The sequence below is a fragment of the Adlercreutzia faecimuris genome, from assembly GCF_022669055.1.
GTDB lineage: Bacteria > Actinomycetota > Coriobacteriia > Coriobacteriales > Eggerthellaceae > Enterorhabdus > Enterorhabdus faecimuris.
The window spans coordinates 718,123-731,573 of the sequence record NZ_JAJMLW010000001.1 but is presented as its reverse complement, the minus strand read 5'-3'; the positions used below and the strand labels follow the sequence as shown (position 1 = coordinate 731,573).

Here is a 13,451-nt window from a genome sequence, read left to right as displayed (position 1 = left end):
ATTATGGTGTTTCCGGGCGCCTCCATCAAACACGTATCGTGTTTCGGGCGTGTTTACAGATTAGCGGGCGGAGCGCCGCCCCGGGCGGCTGGCCGGCCGGGGCGGCCCGCGCTACTCGAACTTGCCTGCGGCCACCGCCAGCGTGTCGATGATGGGGATGGCCTGCGGGCACGCCGCCTCGCAGGCGCCGCAGCCGATGCACGACGAGGCGCGGCGCCCCTCGGTCTGCCAGGCGTACTGGGTCTTGGCGAAGGCGTCGTCGCCGAGCATGGCCCCCAGGTTGAGCAGCTGCATGATGCGCGGGATGGCCACGTTGGCCGGGCAGCCCTTGACGCAGTACTCGCAGCCGGTGCAGGGCACGAGCGCCAGCGAGCGCATGGCCTCGACGGTGCGCCCGAGCGCGGCGCGCTCCTCGTCCGCGAGGGGGACGCGCGCCCGGTAGGAGGCCGTGTTCTCACGCACCTGGTCGAGGGTGGACATGCCCGAGAGCATGGTGACGACGTTCGGCAGGTCCCAGCAGAAGCGGTAGGCCCACTCGGCCAGCGACGCGTCGGGGCGCAGCGCGCGCAGCGGGGCGACCGTGGCGTCGGGCAGACGGCAGAGGGTGCCGCCGCGGGCCGGCTCCATGATGACGACGGGCGTCTCGTGGGCCGCGGCCACCTCCATGAGGCGCCGGGCGTCGTTGTGCGGGTCGTCCCAGTCGAGGTAGTTCACCTGGAGCTGCACGAAGTCCATCTGCGGATGGGCCGTGAGCAGGGCGTCCAGCGCGTCGGCGTTGTCGTGGAGCGAGAAGCCGACGTTGCGGATGAGGCCCTCCTCCTTCTTGCGCAGCACGTAGTCCCACATGCCGTAGTCGTCGAACGCGGCCGTGCGCGGGCCGCCCAGGTTGTGCAGCAGGTAGAAGTCTATATAAGTGAGGCCGAGACGCTCGAGCGACGTGGCCAGGCACGCCTGGGCCGACTCGCGGTTGGGCAGCATGGCGGCCGGGCACTTGGTGGCCACGGTGTAGGCGTCGCGCGGGTAGCGGCTGGTGAGCGCCTGCTGGAGCGCCGTCTCGGAGGCGCCGTCGTGGTACGAGAAGGCGGTGTCGAAATAGGTGTTGCCGGCGGCCAGGAACTCGTCGACCATCTGCGTGAGCTGCGGGATGTCGACGGACGTCACGTCGGCGGGATCGGTCAGCGGCAGGCGCATGCAGCCGAAGCCGAGCTTGGGGATGGATGCCAGGTCGTCTCTCATGGGTCTTCCTCCTAGTCGGCGATGTTGAGCAGCTTGGCGGCGTCCCAGAGCTCCTCGAGCTCGTCGGGCGCGAGCTCCTCGATGCGGCGCCCCTGGCCCCAGGCGGCGCCCTCCATGAACGCCCAGCGGCGGCGGAACTTCACGCAGGTGGCGCGCAGGGCGCCCTCGGCGTCGACGCCCATCTTGCGCGCGACGTTCACCAGCGAGAACAGCACGTCGCCCAGCTCCAGCTCCACGGCGGCGGCCGCGACGGGGTCGGCCTCGGCCAGCACCTTGCCGTCGGGCGACTTGGGCGCCGCGGCGTAGGCGGCGCGCAGCTCGGCCTCCTCCTCGGCGACCTTCGCCCACACGTCGTCGACCGTCGGCCACTCGAAGCCGGCGGCCGCGGCCTTGCGCGACACCTTCTGCGCCTGCATGAGCGCGGGGAAGCTGGAGGGCACGCCGTCGAGCAGGCCCTTCGGGGCGGCGTCGGCATCGGATGCCGCATCGGCCGCGCTCGCCTCGGCCAGCTTCACCGAGTCCCACAGGTCGAGCACCTCGTTGGCGTCCGCCGCGGCCGCGTCGCCGAAGACGTGGGGGTGGCGGCGGATCATCTTCTCGTTCACGTCGCGGCACACGTCGTCGATGTCGAACTCGCCCGCGTCGGCGGCGATCTGCGACTGGAGCACCACCTGCAGGAGCACGTCGCCGAGCTCCTCGCGCAGGTGGGCCACGTCCTGCGCCTCAATGGCGTCGACGGCCTCGTAGGCCTCCTCGATCATGTTGTGGGCGATGGAGCGGTGGGTCTGCTCGCGGTCCCAGGGGCAGCCGTCCGGCGCGCGCAGGGCCTCGATGGTGGCGGCGAAGCCGTCGAAGTCGGGATGGGCGTGCGGCACGATGTCCGCCACCTTCTTCTGGGTCATGGGACGTGCCCTCCTCTGGATGCCGGGATCGGTCGGGCGCCCCGGACGAGCGCCCCGCGGGTGGATTATACCGCTGCCGGGCCGGTATCCCCAGGTGGAGGGCCGCGCGCTTCGCGGGGCGCGCGATGGGGCGCGCGGCGGCTCCCGCGGGACGGCGGCGGGCGCGCGGAGGGGGTTCGCCAGGGCCGCAGGCGGGCCGCGCGTCCCAGCGCCAGAGGCCCCTTTTCGCCCCCTTTCGGGCGAAAATCCCAGCCCCAGGCCACAATTTGGAAAAAAGTCGTGCAAACGAAGCCCACTTCAACTAACATCTGTAGCCGCTGATTTATTGGTCCGATTGCGCGCCCATCCCTTTTCCCGGCGCGCAGAGAACGAGAGAAGAGAGTTACAACATGGCTGCACCTACCATGACTCCCGAGCAGCGCGCCGCCGCCCTGGAGAAGGCCCGCATCGTCCGCGCCGAGCGTTCTGAGCTCACCAAGAAGCTGTCCATGGGCATCATGACCCCCAAGGAGCTGCTGGACATGAGCGACAAGCCGGTCGTCGGCCGCATGAAGGTCAAGGCTTTCGTCAGCGCCCTGCCGGGCTACGGCAAGGTCAAGACCGAGAAGCTCATGGAGGAGCTGGGCATCCCCGCCGACCGCCGCATCCAGGGCCTGGGCTCCAACCAGATGAAGGCCCTCATCGACGCCCTGTCCTAAGGGAATCGCCCAAGGCCGCAAGGCTCTTGAGACACGGCGCGCATCCTCCGGGGTGCGCGCCTTTTGTTTGCGCCTGATCGCACCTGTCGGTGCCCGCTTGCGCCTGATCGCCCCCGCCCACGCGCCCACTCGCGCTCCCCTACCCCCGCCGGCGCCCGCTTGCGCTTGCTCGCCCTCCCCTGGCCGCCCGCTTGCGCCTTGCTCGCGCCCCCATCGGCGCCCGCTTGCGCCGTTTTTGCCGTTTCATATCCATTTTGGCGAGTTTCCCGAGGCTGTTTCGCCGCCATGCGCGAAGGCGCCCCGCGTTTGCCCAGGTCGCGCATTTCCGACACGCCCGATTTGGCGGAAAAAGGCGCTCTGGGCGCCTCCGAGGCTCGGAAAACTCGCCAAAATGACTAGAATTTCCCGAAAAGACTGCAATCCCCCCCCGAAAGGCCCGCCATGCCCCTCGAATACGTGAGCACCCTGGACGACCCGCGCCTGGATGCCTTCGCGCGGCTGACCGACACGCAGCTGCGCAGCCGCATCGAGCCCGAGCGGGCGCTGCTCATCGCGGAATCCGGCAAGGTGATCGAGCGTGCCCTCGAAGGCGGCCTTGAGCCGGTGTCGCTGCTCATGGAGGAGAAGTGGCTCGAGCCGCTGGCGCCCGTCATCGCCGCCGTGGAGGCGGCCGCGCCCGAGGCGCCCGTGTTCGTGGCGCCGCGCGACGAGCTGGCGCGGCTGACCGGCTTCGAGCTGACGCGCGGCGCGCTCGGCTGCTTCAGGCGCCCGGCGCTGCCCACCGTGGCCGAGGCCGTGGCCGGCGCGCGCCTGGTGGCCGTGCTGGAGAACATCACCAACCACACCAACGTGGGCGCCATCTTCCGCTCGGCCGCGGCGCTCGGGGTGGACGCGGTGCTGGTGAGCCCGGCCTGCTACGACCCGTTCTACCGGCGCGCCGTGCGCGTGTCCATGGGCACGGTGTTCCAGATCCCCTGGACGCGCATCGGCGACGACGTGCGCGACTGGGCCGCCGAGGGCGTGCCGCTGCTGCACGATCTGGGGTTCGCGACGGCCGCCATGGCGCTGTCGGACGACTCGATCACGCTCGACGAGCTGGCCGCGCTGACGGGCCGCCCGTCGCGGGCGGCGGCGCCGGTCGAGCACGGGATGGTAGGCGGCAGCACGGCAGCGCCCGGGGCCGCCACCGGCCCGCAGCCGCTGGCGCTCGTGTTCGGCACCGAGGGCGACGGCCTGGCGGAGGCCACCATAGCCCGCTGCGACCACACGGTGTGCATCCCCATGGACCACGGCGTCGACTCCCTCAACGTGGCCGCCGCCAGCGCCGTGGCCTTCTACGCCCTGCGCGGCTAGGGCGCCCGGGCGAGACGAGCACGCGATCACGCACGCAACAAGGCGCCCGCAGGCGCCGGATGGTTGGCGGAGGCGCGTGCGAGTCGAACGCACCCGAGGCGTTCTGCCCGCCTCGCAACGGTTTTGAAGACCGCGGGGGCCACCGGACCCCATTCGCCTCCTTCTTCAGTTAGCGCGCCACGCGGCAGCCAAGCCGCGCCGCGCCAGGCCGTCCACGGCCCTAGGCGATGAGCGCCACCACGTCGGCGGCCAGGGCCGCCGTGCGGGCGTACAGGTCGTCGCCGCGCCAGGCCAGGCATTCCGCGGCCGTGTCCGCCCAAGCGCCCAGGTGGGCGTGGACGAACTGCCGGGCCAGCCCCAGCGCATGGGCCGCGCCCTCCGGGTCGCGCTCCTCGAGCTCAGCCGCCGAGCGCAGGAGGAAGGCGGTGAACGCCAGCTCGGCGCCCAAAGCATCGGGCGCCAGCGCCGCGACGGTCACCTCGTCGCCCGGCAGCGCGCGATGGTCGAACCCCACCGCTTGGTAGCATCGCTGCACGTGAATGGCCTCGGGGCCGTCCACCGTGCCGTAGCGCCAGCGGCCGTCCTCCTGCCAGGCACCGCGCACGCAGCTCTCCGTCAGGGGCACGTACCAGGGGCTCACGGCCACGAGCAGCCGGTCGTCGAAGCGCTGGGCCAGATCGGCGTCGACCGTCACGTCGTCGAAGCGGTCGTCGCCCAGGGCGCGGGCGACGTGGCGCACCGCGGCCACCACGGGCTCGTCGGGCCGGGACAGGAACACGGCGGCGCAGGCGTCCAGCACGGCGGCCACGCCCAGCGACTGGAGCTCCCGATCCTCGGGCAGCTCATCGGAGACGATACGCGAATCCATGGGAAGGGGCTCCTCTCGTAGGGATCAAGCGGTAGGCAGGGCAATGCGCGGGGCCAGCTCAGGAGGGCCGGCCCCGCAGGAGGCGCGCCGCCCGGGAGGGAGAAGGACGGCGCGCCCGTCAAGGCCGGGGCCACGCGGGGGAAGGCACGCGGCCCGGCGCCACGTAGGCTAGTAGGCCACGATGGGCACGGCGGCCAGCACCACCAGGTAGCGCAGGGTGAAGCCGCCGATGAGGACGCAGGCCCAGCCCAGGGCGGACAGGGCGCTCGCGCCCTGCTTCCGGGCGCGGGCGGCCAAGGCGATGGCCAGCGGCGCCGCCAGGCCCACCACGATGAACAGGCCCCAGAACGCCGGCGCCCAGGCACCGCCCACCAGGCCCGCCACCGTGGCGGCGCCGGCTGCGGCGGACACGCCGCCCGCGTTGGCCGTCACCAGCAGCAGCACGGCGGCCACCGCCATCTCCACCACCGGCAGCGCGATGCCCACGACGGCGGGCAGCTCGGCCTTCTCCAGGCCGGCGCGGTCGAGTGCGTAGCCCGCCAGCTCGGCGGCCGCGAAGCCGGTCGCCGTCGCCGACACCACGAACAGGATGGGCAGCAGCGGGAGGTTCCACAGCGGGTAGGACGGGCACACGCCCAAGAGCACGCCCGTGTAGGTGGCCACGCACAGGGCCAGCACGATGCCGACCCAGTCCAGCGCCCGGGGCGTCTTGCCCGTGCGCCAGTACAGCAGGATCTCGACGAACGCCACCACCAGAAACACGCTCAGGATCACCACGCCCCAGGTCATGACCGACCCGAAGTTGGACAGCAGCAGCAGGAACTTGAGCGGATCCTGGAACCCGGCCTTGGCGTCGAAGATCAGCATGACCGTGCCCAGGGCGACGGCCACCAGGCCGATCACCATGCCGGCCATCTTCACCTTGCGCGCCTCGGGCGCCCGCCAGCCGGCCAGCGCCGCGAACGCGAAGGATCCCGCGCCGACGCCCGCCAGGAAGAGGTACGCCGCGATAATCGCATCCCAAACCATGGCTTACCTCCCCTCGTAGGGCTCGTAGACGTTGCCGCCCTTGTGCTTGGCGGACGCCGCCTCCATCGCCTGCGTCTCCTCCAGGCCCCGGTAGCTCACGTGGGGTCTCAGGTTGAGCTCGGCCAACAGCACCTCGTCGCCGCCGGCGGCCACGCGCTTGGCGATCTCGCTGTCGGGGTCGTTGAGGTCGCCGAAGATGCGGGCGCTCGATATGCAGGTGTTCACGCAGGCGGGATCCATGCCGTTGGCCGTGCGCGTGTGGCAGAAGGTACACTTGCCCACGATGCCCGTCTCGTCATCGCACCAGCGCATGCTGTAGGGGCAGGCCGCCATGCAGTACTTGCACCCGATGCACTTGTCGGGGTCGATCTGCACCGTGCCGTCCTCGGCGTGGAAGCTCGCGCCCGTCGGGCACACGTCCACGCAGGGGGCGTCGGTGCAGTGGTTGCACAGCCGGGGCAGGTTGGCGCGGCGCACGCGGCCGCTCCCGTCCACCACGTCCCAGCTCTCTATCCAGGTGTTGAACTTGCCCAGCGGCACGCCGTTCTCCTGCTTGCACGCCACGGCGCATGCGTTGCAGCCGACGCAGCGGGACAGGTCGATCAACATTCCCAAGCGGATATCACTCATCGTCTATCCCTCCTTACGCCTTCTCGATCTTGAACATGCCACCGTTGCGCAGGGGCGTCGAGCCGTCGTTGTCGGCCGCGCCGTAGAGCACGCCGTCCTTGGCGACCACCGGGTCCACCACCTGCTGGATGTTGAAGCCCGAGCCGATGGCCGGGTTGCCCTTGGTCATGGCGCCGTCGATGTCGACGTCCTGGGCGCCGTAAGCCTCATGGCCGTAGCCGTGGGCGATGCCGATGGTGCCCGCGGCCACGCCGGCGCGCACCATGGCGGGCGCCTCCATCACGTCGCCGGCGGGCGTCGTGGCGCGGATGCGGTCGCCGTCGCGGATGCCGAGCGCGGCGGCGTCCTCGAGGCTGATCTCCAGGTAGTTCTCGGCGCACAGGTCGCGCATGATGGGGCTGTTGGCCTCCATGGTGACCGTGCGGAAGCGCGGCTTGTAGTTGGCCGCGGCGAAGGGGTACTCCTCGGGCGAGTACCATTCCGACATCGGGCTCCAGTTGGCGAACGACTCGGGCGTGTAGCCCAGGGTGCCGCAGGCGAAGGTGCCCGAGTAGGGGTTCTTGTTGGTGGCGCGCAGCTCGCTGTAGACGAAGGACTGGTACTCCTTGGCGTAGCCGCTGCGCCCGTCCTTGCCCACGCGGGTGAACACGGGGTAGAAGCGCCCGCCGCGCGAGAGCGCCTTGAGCACCTTGGGCCACTCCTCGGCGGTGACGGCGGCCTTCCAGGACGCCGGCAGGTCGTCGAGGCCCTGCATGCGCGCCTCCTCGTCGGAGATGTCGTCGATCACCGGCTCGGCGTAGGCCAGGTTGGCCACGGCCTTCAGGAAGTAGTCGGCCACGTCGTCGAGAGCCCAGGACGAGCCGTCCGCGCCGGCGATGGCGTCGTCGCCGAAGCCGGGGACGCCGCAGGCCCTGCCCACGTCGCAGATGAAGGCCTCGAAGCTGGCGTAGCGCCCATCGGGCAGCTCCATGGTGCCGGGCACCTTGGCCTGCCAGCGCACGCCGGCGCCCTTGCCGTGCCAGTGGCCCTGGGGAGCCACCACGCCGAAGCTCTCGAAGGGGTTGGTGTCGGGCACGATGTAGTCGGCGTACTGCGCCAGCTCGCCCACCACCACGTCGCACGCGATGTGCAGCGGCACCACGGCCGGGTCGGCCAGGCGCTCGGTGACGGCCGCGCGCAGGCCGTTAGGCGTGTTCTGGATGACGTTGTTCATCCAGGTCATCATGATCTTGGCCTGGTAGGGGTACTGGTTGACCACCGAGAACAGGGCCTGGTTGTCCGACGCGACGCCCGCAGGGTACCAGGGCAGCTTGGGCTGCGGGTCCTTCTCGCCGGCGGCCACGCGCGCAGCGTACTCGTCGGTCTTCTGCCACGGACGGGCCGTGCGGGAGATGTAGGTGGCGTTCTTGGTGGACACGTCGGGCTTGCCCTTGACGGCGCCCAGCTTGTAGCGCGGGCCGTCTCCGGTGGAGGTGGGCGCCAGGCCGAAGGGCACGTTGCCGCCGATCATCTGATTGCACCCGATCATGGTGTTGAGCGTGCGGAAGCCCATGGAGGCGTCGAAGCCGGTCTGGGCGCAGGTCGAGCCGGCCGCGCGGGTGGACGACTTCACGCCGTGGGAGGTGAACTCCCGCGCGATGCGCTCGATCTCGCCGCGGGAAACGCCGGTGATCTCGGCGTATTCGTCCATATCACGCTCGAAGATGGGTTCACGCAGCAGGCTGAAGCCCGTGCGCACCTTCACGCCATTGACCTCGCCCTCCCAGTCGAGCAGGGCCCTGTCGCTGGCCGTGTGCAGCGCGGGCTGACCGGTGGCCTCGTCGATGACCACGTAATAGGTGGGCTGCGTCTTGGCCTCGGGGTCGGCCGGCGGGGTCTCCAGGCCGGCGTCGGCCGCGCGCATGAGCTTGCGGTTGTTGGGATTGGCGTCATCCACAATGACGAGGTGGCTCGCGTTGGTGAACGACGCGAAGCCGGCCGCCATGCCGGCCGCGTAGTTGGGGGCCGCCAGCAGGTCGGCCGCGTAGGCGTCGTTCTCGATCATCCAGCGCACCACAGCGGAGCAGAACGCGCCGTTGGTCGCAGGCTTGATGGGAATCCAGTTGATGCCCTCCATGGTGGGGGTCACGTTGCCGTTGCCCAGCACCGGGTCGATGACGTCCATCTTGCACTTGCCCTGGGCAAGGCGCTCGGCCACCTGCTTGGCTATGGACTGCATCGACTTGCCGTTGGAGCCGGGGAACGTCCCCATCCACAGAACGTATTCGCATTCCTCGAGGTCGGGCTCGAGGGCATTGCCGGTATCAGTGAGTGCACGCACCCATTGGACGCCGCCTCAACTGGCCCCGTGGCTGTAGGAGTTGATGGATCCGAAGCTGTTGACGAAGCGGCTGCCCACGGCGGTGCGGCCGTCGCCGCGGCTGCCGAACATGACCAGCTGGTTGGACACGGGGCCCAGCAGCGGCTCGGCGGGATTCATCGGGGTCTTGGTGTCGTGGAGGGCCTTGAAGCCCTCGACGTTGCGATCCTCGCCGATGTCCGCGAACAGCTTGCCGCCCTCGGTGACCTCCTTGATGAGCTGATCCCAGCCGATGGCCTTCCACTTGCCCTCGCCGCGCTTGCCGGCGCGCTTGAGCGGCACGGTGACGCGCTCGGGCTGGGAGTAGCCGTCCTGGCAGCCCTGGCCGCGCCCGCAGATGGTGGCGTGGGTCTTGGCGCCGCCGGCCCAGGTGAGCGTCTTGTACGCCTCCGTGAGCGGCTCGTCGAAGTCCAGGTACGGCAGCGCGCAGCTGGGATGGTACGGGTTGCCGCCGATGGTGAGCATCTTGCCCGTGGCCCGGTCGAGCTTCACGCGGTTGCCGCACGAGCTGTAGCAGCCCAGGCACGCGCTGTAGCGCACGAGCACATCGTCGTTCACCTCCACCTTGCCGGTGGCCAAATCCACCTTCGCCTCCAGGGGCATGCCGTTGGGGGCGACGGGGAACTCGGCGCTGCCCGGCGCCTCGGCGGCGTCGGCGAGCCGCGTCGCGCCGAGCGTGCCCGCGGCCGAGAGCGCGCCCAAGGCGCCCACGGCAGCCAGGAACTGGCGCCGGTCGAGTGATAGGTCACTCATAGATTCCCTCCTTTTCGCTTTGCCTCTCGCCTGCCGGAATGCAGGCTCACCCAGGCTAGCCCCCGCGGCAGCGGCCGCGCATCGACACGATATGGGTAACTTGCGGCCGCCCCGCGCCGCCCCTCCCCCGGCGCCTCGCCCCGATGCGGGTAGGCCGCCTGGGCCGCGCCCAGGTCGCTTCCGATAAGGGGAATATGAGTGGCTTATCTTTCGCTCGGTTTGTTCCCTTTGGCGAGCGTGTGGGGCAGAATCACCCCCATGACGCGGGCGCGCAGAGACGCGACCGCCTTTCGGAGGGAGGAGGGCATGCAGCGGGGAACGAAGATCGGGTGGCGCGGGCGGAGGGGTCGCAGGGGACAGGCAGACGGCCGCATCGCGACGGGAATCGCCGAGAGGCCCCTCGGGCCCGAGGCGGCGGATCAGGCCGGGCCCGGCCATACCCCGACGGCCTCCGCGGCGACGTGCGCCTGCGCCGTCGCGTCAGGCCGCCTGACGGCGAGCGTCCCCGCAGGCGGATGGCCGGCGCCGGCGGCCGTGCGCATCCCGTTGACGGCCGCGGCCGACTTGGACGAGGCGTTCCTGCAGCAGGCCGAGCGCCTGCGCGGGCGCTTCGGCCTCACCCCGCGCGAGACCGAGGTGGCGGCCCTGCTGCTGGCCGGGCGCAGCCGCCCCTACATCCGCGACAAGCTGGTCATATCGCTGCACACCGTGCATACCCACGCGCGCAGCATCCTCGCCAAGTGCGCCGTGCACTCCCAGCAGGAGCTGATGGACAAGGCCCGCGGGCTGTAGGGCTGGCGGAGGAGCGGGCGAGTCGTGCGACGCCGCCCGCGCAGAGGCGGGAGCACGGGTTTGCGGACGCTTTTCGCCGGCGCGTTGGCAATTCATCGAGGTTTGGCATAGAGCTCGCAGCCCTCGAGGCCGCCTCTGCGCCAACACATAGCAGCTGCGCCGGCGTTTTCCCAGGTCGCGACTACGCGCGATAATCCCACCCGACAGCGCAGCCGCGAAATCGTATGCCAAACTTCGATGAATTGCCATCCAGGTCGCGAAAAGTGTCCGCAGGCACGCGACGGTGGACGAGAAGCGCGATAGGCGGCCCGCCTACTTGTCGATCTCGTCGCGCGGGTCCATGAGGTCGTTCGGGGGGACGCGGATCTCGCTCCAGCCCATCTGGGCGAGCGCGTCGGCGGTGCGCCAGGGCGGCGTGTTGCCGTCGAAGGGCGCCGTGTAGTTGAGCGCCTCCACCACGGTAACGGCGTGCATGAGGTCGCCCATGGTGTCCACGTCGGGGATGGGCGGCAGGTAGCGCGCCGGCAGCCCGGCCTCGCGCGCCTTCTCGATGTAGGCCGGCAGCACGGTGAGGCCCGTGCGGTTGTAGTAGACGCCTGTGTGGTCGAAGTCGGTGGCGCGCGTCCAGCCGATGACCGACACGCCCATGGCCTGGTCGGGCGCGAGCACGATGCCGCCGCCGGGCACCGCGTCGAGCGCGTGCAGCCCGTCGAAGCCGGCGATGACGTCCATCACGGTGAGCGCCGGCATGTCGGCGCCCATCGACAGGATGCAGTCGGCGCCGCGGTCCCACGCCTGCTGGAACGCGTGGTTGTAGTGCTCGTCGAAGCTGGCGCCCTCGTCGGCAATGAACGTGAGCGGGCGGGGCCACTCCCCCGCGTCGGCGAACAGCTTCTCCATCACGGCCACGTTGGGCGCCGGCGTGGTGGAGATGACCAGGTCGTAGGTGTCGCGGATCTCCTCGCCCGTGGCCGGATCGACCGCCGGCGGGCGCGCCTCGAGCGCCGTGAACGCGCCGCAGATGATCTCCACCACGTCGAAGAGCATGCAGTGGTAGAGCGCCGACGCCACGTCGGGCTGGAAGATGCCGTCCTTGAGCACCGTCAGCCGCGTCTTCACCTTGCCGGCCTCCGGCACCTTGCTGAACAGCAGCACCGTGTTCCTGCGCTCCCTCATGGGGCCTCCCCTCCTCCGCGGGCCGCGCGTCTTCCGCCCGCGCCCGGTTGTCCACCTCGAGGGGCAGCACCGGCTCCCCTCCTCCGCAGCCGCCCGCAGTCGCCCGCCGCCCGCGCCTGCAGTCGCTCGGCTGCGGGCGACGGGCGACTGCGGGCGGCTGCGCGACCCTGGCGCGACGTCGCGCGCCGCGCCCTCTCGTCACGCGCCATCCTACCATTTCGCCCCCGTCCCGCCGCGCGCGGCCCGCCCCCGCAAGGGGAACGGCGCCGCGGGCCACCCGCGTCAAGCGCCAAGCGGCGGGGCGCTGCACCTACTCCGCCGTAAAATGGCCGAAAACGGCGGTTTGACGACAATCTGGGGCGCGGCTCCTGCGGCTGCGCGCGCAAAACCCCAGGTCGCGTGAATTCGGAGACCGCGCAAGGCGCCCTTTTTCCGGGAAACACGCGAAAAAGTGTCGTCAAACCGCCGTTTCCGGCCACTTTACGGCGCCGGAATGCAACGGCGCCGCCCGGGGCCGCTGTAGGCGGCTAGGGCTCCAAGCAGTCGAGGGGAGATGACGTAGACGCCGTCGCCTTTGCGACGACGGGCGAAGGCGCCCCTTCCCACCAGCGCGTTTAGGATTTTCGAGGATTATTAATCGTGATTTTCGAGGACCTTCATTTAGGATTTTCGAGGATTCCCAATCGTGGTTTTCGAGGATAGAGGGCGTCGCGGGCAACGGATTGGCTGCGGCGCGGAGGCGCGGGCGGGAGCGGCGGGCGCGGGATGCTAGCATCGGGGCGACAGGCGCGAAAGACGACGAGGGACGGAGGGGCGATGGCACGCGCGAAGGACGCGATCCGCGGCGGCACGCCCGTCGCGAGTGCACACGGCGGCACCCCACGCACGGCGAGCACGCCCGCCAGCCCCGCCGTCCCGCACACGGCGAGCACGCCCGCCGCCGGCACCGCCGCCGCGCCAGCGGCGCCCGACGCGTCCGGCGTCTCGCGCGCACCCGCCGCCCGCGGGACGCGCGTCGCGGCATGGGCGTGCCGCGTGGCGTTCGCGGCGGTGTTCGCGGTCAACGTGCACTGCGCGCTGTCGTTCGTCATCGACCCCGCCGCGTACATGGGCGGCTTCGAGCTGGCGGGCGTGCCGGGCGAGGCGGCCACGCGCGGCATGGGCGTGGCGTTCCTCATGTGGAACTGCACCTACCCGCTAGTCATCTGGCAGCCGACGCGGTTCCGCGCGCTGGGCGCCGTGGTGCTGGCGCAGCAGGTCGTCGGCCTCGTCGGCGAGGCGGCCATCCTGGCCGGGCTGCCCGCGGGCCACGCCGTGCTGGCCGGCGGCATCGCGCGCTTCATCGCCTTCGACGCCGCCGGGCTCGTCGCCATGGCGGCGGCCTACGCAAGCCTCCTCGCCGTCAGCCGCCGAAGGGCGAGCTGATGGAGCCCCGCGGGCCGCGACGGGCGAAGGGAGCACCCCCGCAGCAAGAGCTCTTGTGGTATCCCACCACAAGAGCTCGCCGCGAGGAGCGCGACCGCAGCCCGTCGCGACCCGCGGGGCGGACGAAGCCGGGGGGCACCGCCAGCCCCCTCGCGGCAGCCGCCACGTCCCGCAGCCCACGCGACCGCAGCCCGTCGCGGCCCGCGGGGCGGGCGCGCCGCCGCAGCCCG

General features: G+C 71.0%; 12 protein-coding genes and 1 tRNA gene. 4 read left to right on the top strand and 9 right to left on the bottom strand.

Annotated elements, in window-relative coordinates; translation table 11 throughout:
* Window positions 1-111: 111 nt before the first annotated feature.
* Both LPT13_RS02425 and mazG read right to left on the bottom strand, forming a co-directional pair.
* Window positions 112-1,236: an aldo/keto reductase gene (locus tag LPT13_RS02425; RefSeq protein ID WP_242163137.1), complete on the bottom strand. Its 1,125-nt coding sequence runs from the start codon at window positions 1,234-1,236 to the stop codon at window positions 112-114.
* An 11-nt stretch (window positions 1,237-1,247) separates the two neighbouring features.
* Window positions 1,248-2,138, bottom strand: a complete 891-nt coding sequence (gene mazG / locus LPT13_RS02420) for a nucleoside triphosphate pyrophosphohydrolase (protein WP_242163135.1) — start codon at window positions 2,136-2,138, stop codon at window positions 1,248-1,250.
* Between the two features lie 389 nt (window positions 2,139-2,527).
* On the opposite strand from mazG, the gene mihF reads away from it, so the two are divergent.
* Window positions 2,528-2,836 carry an integration host factor, actinobacterial type gene (gene mihF / locus LPT13_RS02415; RefSeq protein WP_242163133.1) on the top strand — a complete coding sequence of 103 codons (309 nt, stop codon included), beginning with the start codon at window positions 2,528-2,530 and terminating at the stop codon, window positions 2,834-2,836.
* Window positions 2,837-3,277: 441 nt separating this feature from the next.
* Window positions 3,278-4,189 (top strand): TrmH family RNA methyltransferase, encoded by a 912-nt coding sequence (locus LPT13_RS02410; RefSeq protein ID WP_242163131.1) that lies wholly within the window; start codon window positions 3,278-3,280, stop codon window positions 4,187-4,189.
* Window positions 4,190-4,253: 64 nt separating this feature from the next.
* On the opposite strand, the gene LPT13_RS02405 is transcribed toward LPT13_RS02410, so the two are convergent.
* The 6 genes from LPT13_RS02405 to LPT13_RS02380 form a co-directional block, all read right to left on the bottom strand.
* Window positions 4,254-4,350 (bottom strand) — tRNA-Sec (locus LPT13_RS02405).
* Window positions 4,351-4,409: 59 nt separating this feature from the next.
* Window positions 4,410-5,057 carry a molecular chaperone TorD family protein gene (locus LPT13_RS02400; protein WP_242163126.1) on the bottom strand — a complete coding sequence of 216 codons (648 nt, stop codon included), beginning with the start codon at window positions 5,055-5,057 and terminating at the stop codon, window positions 4,410-4,412.
* 168 nt (window positions 5,058-5,225) lie between these two features.
* Window positions 5,226-6,086 carry an NrfD/PsrC family molybdoenzyme membrane anchor subunit gene (gene nrfD, locus LPT13_RS02395; protein ID WP_242163121.1) on the bottom strand — a complete coding sequence of 287 codons (861 nt, stop codon included), beginning with the start codon at window positions 6,084-6,086 and terminating at the stop codon, window positions 5,226-5,228.
* Window positions 6,087-6,089: 3 nt separating this feature from the next.
* Window positions 6,090-6,716: a 4Fe-4S dicluster domain-containing protein gene (locus LPT13_RS02390; protein WP_242163117.1), complete on the bottom strand. Its 627-nt coding sequence runs from the start codon at window positions 6,714-6,716 to the stop codon at window positions 6,090-6,092.
* 13 nt (window positions 6,717-6,729) lie between these two features.
* Complete coding sequence (locus LPT13_RS11800; protein ID WP_242163113.1) at window positions 6,730-9,036, bottom strand: molybdopterin dinucleotide binding domain-containing protein; 2,307 nt, start codon at window positions 9,034-9,036, stop codon at window positions 6,730-6,732.
* 15 nt (window positions 9,037-9,051) lie between these two features.
* Entirely contained in the window at window positions 9,052-9,828 is a 777-nt protein-coding gene (locus LPT13_RS02380; protein ID WP_242163110.1) for a hypothetical protein, read from the bottom strand.
* A gap of 306 nt (window positions 9,829-10,134) precedes the next feature.
* Here LPT13_RS02380 and LPT13_RS02375 point away from each other — a divergent pair, with 306 nt between their 5' ends.
* Window positions 10,135-10,620: a helix-turn-helix transcriptional regulator gene (locus LPT13_RS02375; protein ID WP_242163106.1), complete on the top strand. Its 486-nt coding sequence runs from the start codon at window positions 10,135-10,137 to the stop codon at window positions 10,618-10,620.
* A 312-nt stretch (window positions 10,621-10,932) separates the two neighbouring features.
* Here the strand turns inward: LPT13_RS02375 and LPT13_RS02370 are convergent, their stop codons facing one another.
* Window positions 10,933-11,796 (bottom strand): TIGR04282 family arsenosugar biosynthesis glycosyltransferase, encoded by an 864-nt coding sequence (locus LPT13_RS02370; protein ID WP_242163102.1) that lies wholly within the window; start codon window positions 11,794-11,796, stop codon window positions 10,933-10,935.
* Between the two features lie 816 nt (window positions 11,797-12,612).
* Here LPT13_RS02370 and LPT13_RS02365 point away from each other — a divergent pair.
* Window positions 12,613-13,221: a hypothetical protein gene (locus LPT13_RS02365; protein ID WP_242163099.1), complete on the top strand. Its 609-nt coding sequence runs from the start codon at window positions 12,613-12,615 to the stop codon at window positions 13,219-13,221.
* The last annotated feature ends 230 nt before the right edge of the window (window positions 13,222-13,451 follow it).

Coding starts and splice junctions, on each gene's coding strand:
- LPT13_RS02375 (WP_242163106.1), top strand. CDS start 10,135: ATGCAGCGGGGAACGAAGATCGGGTGGCGCGGGCGGAGGGGTCGCAGG.
- LPT13_RS02365 (WP_242163099.1), top strand. CDS start 12,613: ATGGCACGCGCGAAGGACGCGATCCGCGGCGGCACGCCCGTCGCGAGT.
- LPT13_RS02370 (WP_242163102.1), bottom strand. CDS start 11,796: ATGAGGGAGCGCAGGAACACGGTGCTGCTGTTCAGCAAGGTGCCGGAG.
- mihF (WP_242163133.1), top strand. CDS start 2,528: ATGGCTGCACCTACCATGACTCCCGAGCAGCGCGCCGCCGCCCTGGAG.
- LPT13_RS02425 (WP_242163137.1), bottom strand. CDS start 1,236: ATGAGAGACGACCTGGCATCCATCCCCAAGCTCGGCTTCGGCTGCATG.
- mazG (WP_242163135.1), bottom strand. CDS start 2,138: ATGACCCAGAAGAAGGTGGCGGACATCGTGCCGCACGCCCATCCCGAC.
- LPT13_RS02410 (WP_242163131.1), top strand. CDS start 3,278: ATGCCCCTCGAATACGTGAGCACCCTGGACGACCCGCGCCTGGATGCC.
- LPT13_RS02390 (WP_242163117.1), bottom strand. CDS start 6,716: ATGAGTGATATCCGCTTGGGAATGTTGATCGACCTGTCCCGCTGCGTC.
- LPT13_RS02400 (WP_242163126.1), bottom strand. CDS start 5,057: ATGGATTCGCGTATCGTCTCCGATGAGCTGCCCGAGGATCGGGAGCTC.
- nrfD (WP_242163121.1), bottom strand. CDS start 6,086: ATGGTTTGGGATGCGATTATCGCGGCGTACCTCTTCCTGGCGGGCGTC.
- LPT13_RS02380 (WP_242163110.1), bottom strand. CDS start 9,828: ATGAGTGACCTATCACTCGACCGGCGCCAGTTCCTGGCTGCCGTGGGC.